11 protein-coding genes are annotated in these 13,532 nt (G+C 75.0%); 9 read left to right on the top strand and 2 right to left on the bottom strand.

Annotated elements, in window-relative coordinates; translation table 11 throughout:
• The first annotated feature begins 16 nt into the window (after positions 1-16).
• The 8 genes from pxpA to ABEA81_RS14200 all read left to right on the top strand — a co-directional run bounded on the left by pxpA (position 17) and on the right by ABEA81_RS14200 (position 7,258).
• Positions 17-754, top strand: coding sequence for a 5-oxoprolinase subunit PxpA (pxpA, locus tag ABEA81_RS14235; protein WP_345605506.1), 738 nt, complete (start codon positions 17-19; stop codon positions 752-754).
• Positions 751-996, top strand: a complete 246-nt coding sequence (locus ABEA81_RS14230; protein ID WP_345605505.1) for an acetyl-CoA carboxylase — start codon at positions 751-753, stop codon at positions 994-996. Before pxpA ends, ABEA81_RS14230 begins: the two co-directional genes overlap by 4 nt.
• Positions 997-1,066: 70 nt before the next feature.
• Positions 1,067-2,410, top strand: coding sequence for an acetyl-CoA carboxylase biotin carboxylase subunit (locus ABEA81_RS14225; protein WP_345605504.1), 1,344 nt, complete (start codon positions 1,067-1,069; stop codon positions 2,408-2,410).
• The gene (locus ABEA81_RS14220) at positions 2,407-3,300 is read left to right on the top strand and encodes a 5-oxoprolinase subunit B family protein (RefSeq protein ID WP_345605503.1); all 894 of its coding nucleotides are present in this window, start codon (positions 2,407-2,409) and stop codon (positions 3,298-3,300) included. The genes ABEA81_RS14225 and ABEA81_RS14220 overlap by 4 nt, the downstream gene beginning before the upstream one ends.
• On the top strand, positions 3,297-4,265 hold the full coding sequence (locus tag ABEA81_RS14215; RefSeq protein WP_345605502.1) for a 5-oxoprolinase subunit C family protein: 969 nt from the start codon (positions 3,297-3,299) through the stop codon (positions 4,263-4,265). Before ABEA81_RS14220 ends, ABEA81_RS14215 begins: the two co-directional genes overlap by 4 nt.
• An 80-nt stretch (positions 4,266-4,345) precedes the next feature.
• Entirely contained in the window at positions 4,346-5,515 is a 1,170-nt protein-coding gene (locus ABEA81_RS14210; RefSeq protein ID WP_345605501.1) for a helix-turn-helix domain-containing protein, read from the top strand.
• A gap of 18 nt (positions 5,516-5,533) precedes the next feature.
• Positions 5,534-5,980, top strand: a complete 447-nt coding sequence (locus ABEA81_RS14205) for a DUF5709 domain-containing protein (RefSeq protein ID WP_345605500.1) — start codon at positions 5,534-5,536, stop codon at positions 5,978-5,980.
• A gap of 18 nt (positions 5,981-5,998) precedes the next feature.
• Complete coding sequence (locus tag ABEA81_RS14200) at positions 5,999-7,258, top strand: aminotransferase family protein (protein WP_345605499.1); 1,260 nt, start codon at positions 5,999-6,001, stop codon at positions 7,256-7,258.
• A gap of 82 nt (positions 7,259-7,340) precedes the next feature.
• Here ABEA81_RS14200 and ABEA81_RS14195 read toward each other — a convergent pair whose 3' ends face one another.
• A complete protein-coding gene (locus ABEA81_RS14195; RefSeq protein ID WP_345605498.1) occupies positions 7,341-8,960 on the bottom strand; it encodes a glycoside hydrolase family 13 protein in 1,620 nt (539 codons plus the stop codon).
• A 337-nt stretch (positions 8,961-9,297) separates the two neighbouring features.
• Here ABEA81_RS14195 and ABEA81_RS14190 point away from each other — a divergent pair, with 337 nt between their 5' ends.
• A complete protein-coding gene (locus ABEA81_RS14190; RefSeq protein ID WP_345605497.1) occupies positions 9,298-11,877 on the top strand; it encodes a DUF732 domain-containing protein in 2,580 nt (859 codons plus the stop codon).
• Between the two features lie 15 nt (positions 11,878-11,892).
• Here the strand turns inward: ABEA81_RS14190 and ABEA81_RS14185 are convergent, their stop codons facing one another.
• On the bottom strand, positions 11,893-13,482 hold the full coding sequence (locus ABEA81_RS14185) for an alpha/beta fold hydrolase (protein ID WP_345605496.1): 1,590 nt from the start codon (positions 13,480-13,482) through the stop codon (positions 11,893-11,895).
• Positions 13,483-13,532 lie beyond the last annotated feature (50 nt).

Below are 13,532 nucleotides of genomic sequence, written 5' to 3'. Positions count from 1 at the left end.
TCCGGGAGGGCCGGGCATGGTGGCGATCAACTGCGACATGGGCGAGGCCTTCGGCATCTACCGGTGCGGCGACGACGAGGGGCTGATGCCCTGGATCACCCTCGCGAACGTGGCCTGCGGCTTCCACGCCTCCGACCCGCGGGTCATGCGGCGAACGGTCGCGCTCGCCAAGGAGCACGGCGTGCGGGTGGGGGCGCACCCGTCGCTTCCCGACCGCGAGGGCTTCGGGCGCCGTGAGATGAAGATGGAACGCGACGAGCTCACGGCGGCCGTGATCTACCAGGTCGGGGCGCTCGCCGGCTTCCTGCGCGAGCAGGGGATGGAGCTCAACCACATCAAGCCGCACGGCTCGCTGTACGGGATGGCGGCCCGGGACGAGGAGGTCGCCGGGGCCGTCGCCGACGCCGCCGCCGTGTTCGGGGTGCCGCTGATGGGGATGTCGGGCACCGTCCACGAGCGGGTGTGGGGGCCGAGCCCCGGCGGGTTCCTGTCCGAGTACTACGCCGACCTCGACTACCGCCCGGACGGCTCGCTGATCATCACGCGCGAGCACGCCGCGTTCGATCCCGGGACATCGGCCCAGAAGGCGGTGCGGGCCGTCACCGACGGTGTCGCCACCGCGGTCGACGGCACCGAGATCCCGGTGCGCGCCGACTGCGTCTGCGTGCACTCCGACACCCCCAACGCCGTCGACCTCGCGAAGGCCGTTCACGACGCACTGCGTCCCCACCTGGACCAGAGAGGAGTCCCGTGAGCCGTCATGAGGTGATCTCGCCGATCCCCGGTGTCTTCTACCGCCGGCCGGACCCGGACAGCGACGTGTACGCGGAGGAGGGGCAGAGCATCGGGGCAGACGACACCGTCTGCCTCGTCGAGGTCATGAAGTCCTTCCACCCGGTCCCGGCCGGTGCGGCGGGCACGCTCGTGGAGTTCCTCGTCGAGAACGAGGACGTCGTCGACGCGGGCCAGCCGGTCGCGGTGATCGAGGCGGGATGAGCGAGCTCGCGAGCGAATCGATGTCACAGCGCACACGTGGAACGCCGGCCGAGCGTGAGCGAGGCTGTGCGTGAAACGGCTCCTCGTCGCCAACCGCGGTGAGATCGCGGTGCGGATCATCCGGGCCGCGCGCGACCTCGGGATCTCCACGGTGGCGGTGCACTCCACGGCCGACGCCGAGGCCCGCCACGTCCGGCTCGCCGACGCGGCGGTGGAGATCGGGCCGCCACCGGCGGGCAAGAGCTACCTGGTGGTCGACGCGATCGTCGAGGCCGCGCGGTCGGCGGGTGCCGACGCCGTGCACCCCGGCTACGGGTTCCTGTCCGAGCGGGCCGGGTTCGCCGCAGCCGTTGCGGACGCCGGGCTCGCGTTCGTCGGGCCGGACGCCGCGGTGATCGACCGGATGGGCGACAAGGTCCGGGCTCGCCAGGTCGCCGCCGCCGCCGGCGTCCCCACGGTGCCGGGCACCGCAGGCGGGGTCGACGACGTCGCCGCGGCGGTGGCCGCCGCCGCGGAGATCGGGTACCCGGTCATGCTCAAGGCCGCCGCGGGCGGCGGTGGGCGGGGCATCCGGGTCGTCGAGGACGAGGCCGGGCTGCGCACCGCCTTCCCGGACGCCTCGAGGGAGGCGGCGAGCGCGTTCGGCGACGGGCGGATGTACCTGGAGCGCTTCGTGCGCCGGGCGCGGCACGTCGAGGTGCAGGTGCTCGGCGACGGCGCCGACGCCGTGCACCTGTTCGAGCGGGAGTGCTCGCTGCAACGGCGCCGGCAGAAGGTGGTGGAGGAGGCGCTCGCGCCGGGCATCGACGACGGCGTGCGCGAGGCGATGACCGCCGCGGCCGCGCGGCTCGCCCGCGAGGTCGGCTACCGCAGCGCAGGCACGGTCGAGTTCCTCGTGGACGACGAGACGCACGAGTTCTTCTTCATCGAGATGAACACCCGCATCCAGGTGGAGCACCCCACCACCGAGCTGGTCACCGGCATCGACCTCGTCACCGAGCAGCTGCGGATCGCGGCGGGCGAGCGGCTGCGCCACGCGCAGGACGACATCACGGCGCGCGGGTGGGCGATCGAGTTCCGGGTCAACGCCGAGGACCCGGCGCGCGGCTTCCTGCCCTCGCCGGGGAAGGTCGGGCGGGTGGAGCTGCCGGCCGGGCCGTGGGTCCGGGTCGACACCTGGCTCGAGCCCGACGTCACCGTCCCGCCGTTCTACGACTCGCTGCTCGCGAAGGTCGTGGTGTGGGGCGAGGACCGGGAGTCCGCCATCCGCCGCTCCCGCCGGGCGCTCGCGGAGTTCGCCGTCGAGGGCGTCGCGACGACGGCCGGGCTGCACACCGAGATCCTCGACCAGGAGTGGTTCGGGGCGGGGGAGTTCCACACCGGCACGTTGGAGCAGTGGTGGGAGGACGCATGACAGCGACGACCGGTGTGGCGCCGGCCCGCTACAGCTGGGGCGGCGACGAGTTCGTCTTCGTCGAGCTGGCCGAGGAGATGAGCCTGCAGGCCAACTTCCGGGCGATGGCGATCACCGAGAAGCTCTCCGGCGCGCGGCCCGACGGCGTGCTGGAGATCTGCCCGGCGAACGCGTCGTACCAGGTGCGGTTCGACCCGGACGTGCTGGAGCCCGCCGACCTGCTCGCGCTGCTGCAGGACCTGGAGCGGCAGGTGGGCGACGCCCACGAGCTCGCGCTGTCCACCCGGGTGCTGGAGATCCCGGTGCTCTACCGCGACCCGTGGACCACCGAGACCCTGATGCGGTTCCGCGACCGCCACCAGGACCCGTCCTCGACGGACATCGAGTACGCGGCGCGGATCAACGGCTTCTCGTCGGTGGACGACTTCATCGCCGCGCACTCCGGCTCACCGTGGTTCACCTCGATGGTCGGGTTCGTGGCCGGGCTGCCGTTCCTGTTCCAGATGGTGCCCCGGGAACGGCAGATCATCGTGCCGAAGTACCTGCGGCCACGCACCGACACCCCGAAGCAGACCGTCGGCTACGGCGGCTGCTTCTCCTGCATCTACTCGGTGCGGGGCGCGGGCGGGTACCAGATGTTCGGCATCACGCCTGCCCCGATCTACGACCCGTCGCAGACGCTGCCGGACTTCACCGACTTCATGGTGCTGTTCCGCCCGGCCGACATCGTGCGGTTCACCCCCATCGACCGCGAGCGCTACGACGAGCTCATCGCGGACGTGGGGGCAGGCACGTTCCACGTCACGGCGCGACCCGTCGACTTCCACCTGCAGTCGTTCCTCGACGATCCCGACGGGTACAACGCCCGACTGCTGGAGGTCCTGAAGTGATCGAGGTGCTGAAGCCGGGGCTGTCCACCACCGTGCAGGACGCCGGCCGCTCCGGCTACTACCACCTGGGCATCCCGCCGTCGGGCGCGCTCGACCAGTACTCGCTGCGCGCCGCGAACCTCCTCGTCGGCAACCCGGCGGGCGCAGCGGCGCTCGAGGTCGTCTACATGGGGCCGGAACTGGCGTTCACCGAGGACGCCGTGGTCGCCGTCGCGGGCGCGGGCATGGTGCCGAAGGTGAACGGGGACGAGCGCCCGAACTGGGAGTCGTTCCCGGTCTCGGCGGGCGACGTGCTCGGCTTCGCCTACCTCACCGCGGGCGCCCGGGCGTACGTCGCGGTCTCCGGTGGGATCGACGTGCCGGAGGTGCTGGGCAGCCGCTCGACCTACGCCCTCGGTGCGCTCGGCGGCTTCTCCGGGCGGCCGCTCGCGACCGGGGACCGGCTGCCGGTGGGTTCTGCCGGGGGCGCGGCGCCGGGCCGGAGCGTGCCCGGCGACCTGCGGCCCGGCCTGGCGAAGGACGTCGAGGTGCGGGTCGTGATGGGCCTCTACGACCACCGCCTCACCGACGCGGGCCGCGCGACGTTCCTCGACACCACGTGGGACCTCACGCCCGTGGCCGACCGCATCGGGTTCCGCTACGCCGGGCCGGAGCTGGAGACGGTGCCGCGCGAGCCCCCGTTCGGGGCCGGCCAGGACCCGTCCAACATCGTGGACGCCCCGTACCCGATCGGGTCGATCCAGGTGCCGGGCAGCGTCGAGCCGATCATCCTGCACCGCGACGCCGTCTCGGGCGGGGGCTACATGATGATCGCGACCGTGCTGTCGGGGGACCTCGACCTCGTCGCCCAGTCGGCGCCGAAGACCCGCACCCGGTTCGTCGAGGTGGACCTGGACGGTGCCCTCGCCGCCAGGGCCGACTACCGCAAGCGCAGCCGGAGGCTGGCGGAGGCGCTGGGCGCCTGACGGCGCCGGGGCCTGGCCCCCGAGCGCGCCGGCATGGTGGCCATACTGCCGTGTTGTGCCAGTAGAGCCACCATGCTGACGTGAGGCGGGGGCCCATGCCGCAGCAGTTCGACGGCGCCGCGAACGGCAGGTGGACCACCCTCGTCGGCCGCCTGCGCGCCGACGCCGACGCGCTCGTCACCGAGTTCGTCGGCCGCGTGCGGGCGATCGGCCCGTACGGGCGCGGGGTCGTGCCGCACGAGGTCCTCGAAGCCGACGCCGACCGCACCTTCGACTACCTGCTGCGCCGGGTCGCCGGGCAGCCCGTCCCGGAGCGGCTGCTCGACATCGGGCCGTCGATCGGCCGGGACAGGGCGCGCCGGGGCGTCCCGCTGAACGACCTGCTCACAGCGGTGCGGCTGGACTTCCGCGTGCTCTGGGCGGGCCTGCGGGAGCGGGCGGAGCCTGCCGACGAGCCGCTGCTCGTGTCCCGCGTCGAGGACGTCTGGTCGGCCGTCGAGGACTACTCGACGCAGATCCAGGTGAGCTACCAGGCCGAGGCGGCGCTGCTCGGGCGGGAGCGGCAGGGCGAGCGCACGATGCTGGTGGCGTCCCTGCTGGCCGGCGGCGATCCCGACCCGGACGAGGTGGAGCGGCTGGCCGTCGCCCTCGACGTGGCCGTCGACGCGGCTCTGCTCGTCGCGGCGGCCTCGGCCGCCGCCGGGCCGGCGCTGCGCAGGGCCGCCGACGGGCTCGGTGCCGGCGGGCGGATGGTGCACGTGCAGTCCACGGGCCGGCACGTCGTGCTGATCGCGCGCTGGGAGGGCGGGACGGGCGCCCCGGTGCGGGCGGCGCTCGCGGGGGTGCCGTGCGGGGTGGGCCCGCTCGCCCGCGGTCTCGCCCACGTGCCCCGCAGCGCCCGGATCGCCGGTGAGATCGTCGACGTCTGCCCGGGGGTGGACGGCCCGCGCGAGCTCGCCGACGCCTGGCTCCCGCTCGCGGCCGCGCGCATGGCGGACACGGCCGCCGACCTCGTCGAGGTGGAGCTGGCCGGGCTCGCGGCCGTGCCCCCGCGAGAGCGGGAGCGGCTGCTGGCCGCGGTGCGCGCCTACGCCACCACCGGGTCCGTGGCGCGGGTCGCGGCGCGGCTGTACTGCCACCGCAACACGGTGCTCAACCGCCTGCGCAAGTTCGCCGAGCTCACCGGGCGCGACGTCACCGTGCCGGCCGACGCCGCCGTGGTGCTCCTCGCCCTGGAGCGCCTCCCCTGAGCGTGCCACCCTTGCGGCATGGATCCCGAGAACCGCTCGGACGAGGACGACTCCGGCGTCCTCGAGCCGGAGGACAGCCTCGACGACCGCGGCGTCGGCGACGTGCTCGACGAGGGCTGGTCGCCCGCCGAGAAGCCGTGGGCGAGCACCGGGTGGGGCACCACCGCCCGTGAGGAGGCCGGTGCCGAGCCCCTCGACGCCCGGCTCGCGCGCGAGCTCCCCGACGGCGGCGACTGGACCGGCGACGGCATCGGCGACGCCTCCGACACCGACGGCGAGCTGCTCGACGACGAGGTCGGCGACGCGCGCGCCGGCCGCCTGGTCTCCACCGACGGGGATATCGACGACGACTTCGACGGTGACGAGGAGCTGTACGCGCTCGACGCCGGGATCGACGGGGGAGCGGCGTCGGCGGAGGAGGCCGCGGTGCACGTCGTGTCGGAGGAGCGGAGGCTGGACGACTGACCGCGTAACGTCACCGGCATGAGTGACGCGACCGACACCGCTTTCTGGCATCCGTTCGCCGCGATGGGCGCAGTGCGCCACGGCGAGTTCGTGGTCACGCGCGGCGAGGACGTCTGGCTCTGGGACGAGTCCGGGCGCCGCTACCTGGACGCCACCGCGAGCCTGTGGTGCGTCAACGTCGGCCACGGGCGTGCCGAGATCGTCGAGGCCGTGGCGGCGCAGATGCGCGAGCTCGCGACCTACCAGACGTTCGCCGACGTCGCGAACCGCCCGGCGCTGGAGCTCACCCGCAGGCTCGCCGGCCTGGCCCCCGTACCGGGGGCGAAGATCTTCCTGGTCAACGGCGGCGGGGAGGCGGTCGACACGGCCGCGAAGATCGCCCGCGAGTACTTCGCCCGCACCGGGCAGCCCGAGCGCACCGTGCTGATCAGCCGCCGCAACGCCTACCACGGCACCCACGGCTTCGGCACGGCGCTCGCCGGCATCCCGGCCAACCGGCTCGCCGCCCCGTTCGTGCCCGACGTCGTGCAGGTCGAGTGGGACGACCCGGCCGCGCTGGAGGCCGAGATCGAGCGGATCGGAGCGGGGCGCGTGGCGGCGTTCTTCGCCGAGCCGGTGATCGGCGCGGGCGGCGTGCTGCCCCCGCCCCCCGGCTACATCGAGCGCGTGCGCGAGATCTGCACGCGCCACGGGGTGCTGCTCGTCATCGACAGCGTGATCTGCGGGTTCGGCCGGCTCGGCGACTGGTTCGGCGTCGACCGGTTCGGGATCGAGCCCGACCTCGTCACGTTCGCCAAGGGCGTCACCAGTGGGTACGTGCCGCTGGCCGGGGTCGTGGCGCACGAGCGGGTGGCCGAGCCGTTCTTCGCCGACGGCGCCGCCCCGTTCCGGCACGGCGCCACCTACTCCGGCCACCCCACCGCCTGCGCCGCCGCGCTCGCCAACCTCGACGTGATGGAGAACGAGGAGCTGCTCAAGCGGGCCGACGGGCTGGAGCTCCCGCTCCACGAGGCCGTGCAGTCGCTCGCCGACCACCGCCTCGTCGTCGAGGCCCGTGGCGGCACCGGCGTGCTCGCCGCGATCGAGCTCGACCCCGACCGGCTCGCTGCGAACCCGGCGTTGCCGGCCGCGGTGGCCGCCGGGGCCCGCGAGCGTGGCGTGCTCGTGCGGCCGATGGTCTCCGCCGTCGCGGTGTCGCCGCCCCTCACCCTGGCCGACGAGCACATCGAGCTGATCACGGACGCCCTGCGCGGCGGCCTGGACGACGCGGCGCGGTAGCCGACACCTGCTCACACACCAACCGTGGTGCCCGCACACGAACTGCAGTTGGTGTGTGGGCGCCACAGTTGGTGTGTGAGCGTCAGTCGACCTCGAGCCAGGCCGTCGTGTCGCCGGGGAGCACGCTGCCGGGCAGGGGTGTGCTGGACAGGACCAGCCTGCCCCGCGGCAGCGGCACCGGGGTCTCCCCGAAGTTCGTGATGCACGTCCAGCCGTTGGCACGGCTGAACTCCACGACGTCCGGCGGTGCGTCGGCCCACTCGAGGCCCTCGTCGGTCTGCAGGCGGCGGCGTTCCGCGAGCGCCCGGCGGTAGAGGGCGAGGGTGGAGGTCTCGTCCGCTTCCTGGCGCTCGACCGACAGCTCGCCGAAGCCCGCGGGCTGGGGGAGGTGGGCGGGGCCGGGGCCGAAGCCGAACGAGGGGCCCGCCGTGGTCCACGGCAGCGGCACCCGGGAGCCGTCGCGGCCCTTCCGCGTGCCGTCGGAGCGGGTCCAGGTGGGGTCCTGCAGCGCCTCCGGCGGCAGGTCGGCCACCTCGGGGAGCCCGAGCTCCTCACCCTGGTAGAGGTAGGTGGACCCGGGGAGCGCGAGGGCGAGCAGGGTGGCCGCGCGGGCCCGGCGCAGGCCGCGCTCGGCGTCCGCGGGCGGGTTCGTGCCGTTGCCGAGGAGCCACTCGTCCAGATCGGTGCCGGACGGGAGCGCGAACCGGGTGGCGTGCCGCACGACGTCGTGGTTGGAGAACACCCACGTCGACGACGTGCCGGCCGACCGGGCGAGCGCCAGGTTCTCCTCGATGATCTTGCGGAAGTCACCGGCGTCCCACGAGGCGAGCAAGAGGTCGAAGTTGAAGGCCTGGCCGAGGCCCTCCGGGGAGGCGTAACGGGCTCGGCGGTGGGCCGAGCGCACCCACGCCTCGGCCACGGCCGTGCGCGGCGGGTCGTAGCGGTCGAAGAGCTCCCGCCACCCCTTGTAGATCTCGTGCACCTCGTCGCGGTCGAGCAGCCGGTGCACGCCGTCGGGGAGGTCCTCGGCGTCCAGCTCGGCCTGGCTGGGAAGCGGCGGGGTGAGGTCCTTGGCGAGAGCGTTGGCGACGTCGACGCGGAAGCCGTCGACGCCGCGGTCGGCCCAGAACCGCAACGTCCGCAGGAAGTCCTCCCTGACCTCCTGGTTGTCCCAGTTCAGGTCCGGCTGCTCGGGCGCGAACATGTGCAGGTACCACTGCCCGTCGCCGACCGGCTCCCAGGCCGGCCCGCCGAACGCCGCGGTCCAGTCGCTCGGCGGACGCTCGCCGTGCGGGCCCTCGCCGCGGCGGAAGACGTACCGGTCGCGCTCCGGCGAGCCGGGGGCGGCCGCGAGCGCGGCGCGGAACCACTCGTGCCGGTCCGAGGTGTGGTTGGGGACGATGTCGACGATCAGCCGGATCCCCGCCGCTTTGAGCGCGGCGACCATCTCGTCGAACTGCGCGAGCGTGCCGATCTTGGGGTCGACGGCGCGGTGGTCGTCCACGTCGTAGCCGCCGTCCGCCAGCGCCGACGGGTAGAAGGGCGAGAGCCACACCGCGTCGACGCCCAGCTCGCGCAGGTACCCGACGCGGCTCGTGATCCCGGGCAGGTCGCCGATGCCGTCGCCGTTGGCGTCGGCGAAGCTGCGGGGGTAGATCTGGTAGACGACGGCTTGCCGCCACCACGCCGCCGGTTCCGGCACGAGCGCTCCTTTTGTTCAGGTGCTAAATCTAAGCTCTCGTCCGAACATAGGCAGCTCCTCGCGCGGGATCAAGGGCGCGCGGATTCACCCGATCCGGCGGCTAGTCCGTCCGGGCGTATGGCGCGAGCCCGAACAGTCGAACCCGCCGTGTGCACGGGACCCGACCGGGGTGACCGCGCGTGACCACTGAGGTGCGTACCGCGTGACCTGCGCATACGTGGTGTGACGGACCTCACTCGAGGGCGCACCGTGACGCGGGCGACCGCTCCTTCCCCGTGATCCGCTCGTTGTACAGACACGGCAAGAACGTGATCTGGGGGACGGACGGGAGCGTGCTATGGCCGGTGAGGCGGTGACGGGGCGCTACAGCGCAGCCAGGCATGCCGCGGCCGACGAGGGGGGAGCGCGGCGGCATCCGGACTCCGACGATCGGTCGCTGGTCGACCGGTTGCTGGCGGGCGCGGGTGACGAGCAGGCCTTCGACTGGGGGTGGGGCGACCCGTCCCGGCGCGACGCCCCGGACCGGGAGCCGCTGCACGACATCCCCGAACTCTGGGACGAGCGCTCGCGGGCCGACTGCGGTGACCCGGACGGCCCGGAGGAGCGCTTCCCGACACCGCGCCTGCACGGCGAGAGCTCCCGCGACGACGGCGCGGACGACGACGAACCCGACCGCGTCGGTCAGGACCGCATCGATCAGGACCGGGCCGACGACCGGGGCTGGTCCGACCGCGGCAGCGACGACCTGGGCGGCGACGACCTGGGCAGCGACGACCTGGGCAGCGACGACCTGGGCAGCGACGACTGGGGTGCTCCCACGCCCGGGTTCGAGGCCCGGCGCACACCTGATCACCGGCCCGGCGTGGGCCTCTTCGACGAACCCGGCGCCGGAGACCGCCTGTTCGAGGACCGCCTGTTCGAGGACCGTCGGTTCGACGACCAGCCGTTCAGCGGCAGGGGGCTCGACGGTGACCCGCTCGACGCGCTCTCGACCGGGCGTGTCCGCGCCGAGCCGGGCCCGTTCGGCGACGGCCTCGGCGACCGGGACACCCCGGAGCCGGATGCGCTGGACGATGTACCGATGGACGGTGATCATCCCGGGGCCCGGCCGGACCCGCTGGAGCGCGACCGGTTCGACCGGTCGCCCCTGGCGCCACCGCTGCCGAACCGCGGCGTGCTCGACGGGATCGGCCGCGAGCCGGAGGACGACCTCAGCGACACGCGCTTCGACCGCGACGCCGAACCGCCGCACCGCGTGCTCCTGGGCCGGGACCCGCTGAACCCGGAGCCGCCCGAGCCGGACCGCCCCGCCGTTCCCGCTGACGTGGACCGGGTGCCGTCGGACGAGCGGCGCCGGGCCGACGACCGGCTCGACCTCGAGCGCGACCCGCTGGCCACCGAGCGCGGGGAGCGGAAGCTGGTGGACGCGGATCCGCGGTTGCGTCGCTGGGCCGATCGCGACCGGCCCAGCGGTCCGCAGCGGGAGGGGGGTGACCGGCCGTCCGCGCCGGCCCCGTTCGCCGACGAGCAGGCGGGCTCCGACCTGCTCGGCCCGGACCGGCTCGGCGCCGACCTGTTCGACCCGGGCGAGCGCGACCGTTCCGACGCACCGCCCCCGCGCGCCGCGGACCCGTTCGGCGACGACCCCGCGTTCACCGAGAGCACCCGCACCGGGCGCATCCACATCGCCGAGGCGGAGGCGCCGGCGGGTGACCCGGCGTTCGACCACGGGCCGCAGGCGGGACAGGACCCGCGCGACGCGGCGCCGGATCCCACCACCGCCTTCAGCGCCGTGGCCCCGGCCGGTCCCGCGAGGCGCGGCGCGCCGGAGGAACCGGCGCTTCCGCTGGAGGAGTACGCAGCCCGTCGTCGTGCCGCCGAGCAGGCCGCCGCGTCCGCGGAGGAGGCGGCGGCATCGGCGGCCGAGCGCGCCTCCGCCGCCATCGCCGCCGCGGCGCGGGCGGCCGCGGAGGCCGAGGCGGCGGCCGTGACCGCGGCCGAGGCCGCCGCGAAGGCCAACGAAGCGGCGGAGGCCGAGGTGCGGGCGATCGCCGACTCCGTCGCCCGCGGCGAGGCGCCCGGCAGCCCGGACGGCGGAACGGAGGCGCCTGAACCGCCGACCCAGGCCGTCCCGCTCATCGCGCCATCCCGCGCGCCGGGCCGGCGCCCGCCGCCGCGCCGCCCGGCGGGGCCGCCACCGCGGGGTGCCCGCCCCGACGAGCCCGGCCGTACCGGTGGGCCCCCGCCCCGTGGCGGGCCCCGGAACGGGCCGGTCCGCGACGGCGCGGCTCCCGACGGTGCGGACGGGGAGGCCACCGCCGTGCTGACCGGGCTCGACGCGTTGCGCGACCCCGTGCGGCCGCAGGCCCCCGAGCCGGCGCAGGCGCCCGCCGAGGTCACCACGGTGACCCGGCGCCGGCCCATTGCCGAGCCCGCAGCGGCGACGGACGACGTCGATGACGCCGACGACGCGGAGCACGACGCCGAGCCGGAGGAGAACGGGTTGGTCGACCGGCTCAGGTCGCGGCCCGTCATCGCCGCCGTCGGGGTGGGGGCGGTGCTCGTGCTGGCCGCGATCGTGGCGTTCTTCACGACCTCCGAGCCCGAGGCCGCTCCGGCGGAGCCCGCCCCGGCGGCCCTGAGCGCACCGGTGGGGCCGCAGCCCGAGCCCGCCGCGTCCGCGATCGACCCGCACAGCGAGAAGGCGGTCGCCTTCCTCACCGCCCTGCGCGACGCCGACATCCCCACGAGCAGCAGCGGCCAGGCCGAGACCGAGGCGGCCGCCGCGATCTGCACCCAGCTCGACCAGGGGGCCGACGACGCGCAGCTCGCGCGGTCGGTGCCGGCGGTGCTGCCGGACGTCACCCGCAGCCAGGCGAGCGACGTCGTGAAGTTCGCCAAGAAGCTGTACTGCTAGCCGTATCGGCGGCGATCAGGGCGGGCAGAGGGTGCCGGAGTCGGGCACCACTCCGTCGAGCAGCATCGCGTCCACGAGACCGGAGATGCACGGGGTGCGCGGGTAGGCCCCGGTGCCCGCGCCCTGCCAGCTGACGAAGCGCGCGGTGGCGAGGGAGTCGGCCGTGCGCCGGGAGCCGTCGAGCGCGCCGCGCGGGTCGGCGGCCGTGCCGATCACGAGGATCGGGGGCGCGGCCTCCGCCTGTCCGGCGAGCGGCTCCGCGCGCCCGGTCGGCCAGGGCGCGCACGCGAGCAGCCGCAGCGCGAACGTCGAGCCGAACGTCGGGTACGCGACGGTCCAGCGCTGCGCGACCTCGCCGATCTCGCCCGGCGCGAGGCGCCGCTGGGTGTCGTTGCAGCTGGTGGCGAGCATCCCGTCGAACAGGCCACGCGGACCGGTCAGCGGCGCGAGGATCGTCAGCATCGGGACCGGGTCGCCCGCGTTCGCCGCGGCGAGGGCCGCCGCGAGCGCGGGCCAGTGGCGTGGTTCGCCCAGCCCGGCCAGCAGCGCGGTGACGGTGGCGCCCGCGGTGAGCCTGCTGCCGTCGGTTGCGAGCAACGGCCGGCGTTGGAGCTGCGCGAGGAGCCCGGCGATCGTGGCGCGCGGGTCGGCGCCGAGCGGGCAGTCGGGGCGCGCGGAGCAGGACACCCCGAAGGCGCCGAGTGCGGCTTCGGCGGCGGCGGCGCGGCTGTCGGTGAGGTCGGGCTCGTCCTGGGTGGGGTGCGGCGGCCCGTCGAGGATCAGGCGGCCGACGGAGCGCGGGGCCGACCTGGCCCACATCGCGAGGGCGGCGGCACCGTCGCCCACGCCGATCGCGGAGAGCCGCTGCACGCCGAGTGCCGCGCGCAGGAGCTCGACGTCGGCGGCCGTCGCGGCCGTGCGGTAGCTGGCGAGGCCGCCGTCGAGCGTGAGGTTGCACTCCTGGACCACCGCCCGTGCCCGTTCGAGCAGCGCGGCGAGATCCGCCTCGCTGGTGGAGGCGGCATCGGCGTCCACGAGCGCGGAGCGCGCGTCCTCGGGCGCGCAGTGCAGGATGTCCTCGCCCGCGCCCCTGCGGTCGAGGCCCACGAGCGTGTAGTGGCGCAGCAGGGCCGGGTCGACCTGCCCGGCGAGTATCGCCGCGTGCCGCGTGGACGGCTCGCGGGTGCTGTCCCCGAGCACGAGCAGCGGTGGCCGGTCGGCGGGCGCCCCGGCCTCCCCGACGCGGACCACGCCCAGCGTGACGGCGCCGAGCGAGGGCTGGTCGGGGTCGGCGGGCACGGTGAGCTCGCCGCAGTCCACCTGGAGCTGCCGGTCGGCGGGCAGCGGGTCCACGAGCGTGACGAGGGTGTCCTCGGTGCACTCGAAGAACGGGATGCTCGCTTCCTGCGGCTCCGGATCGGGGAGCTCGGGCACGTCGGTCGGCGTGGGGGAACCGGGCGCCACCGGGACGTTCTCGCCGCGTACGGCCACCGGGGGGCGTTGCGAGGGGCCGACCGTGCACGCGGCCAGCACGGCGACGAGCCCGAGCAGCGCCACGAGGCGGGGGAGAGCTGCCCCGACCGCGCGGCGCGGTGGTCGTGCCAACGGTGCCCTCCCGGTCGTGCTGAATCAGGGAACAGCGTGCCTCACCGCCG

This window comes from Pseudonocardia adelaidensis (genome assembly GCF_039543345.1).
GTDB lineage: Bacteria > Actinomycetota > Actinomycetes > Mycobacteriales > Pseudonocardiaceae > Pseudonocardia > Pseudonocardia adelaidensis.
The sequence above is the reverse complement of the archived record's forward strand: the minus strand, read 5'-3'. Positions and strand labels throughout refer to the sequence as shown.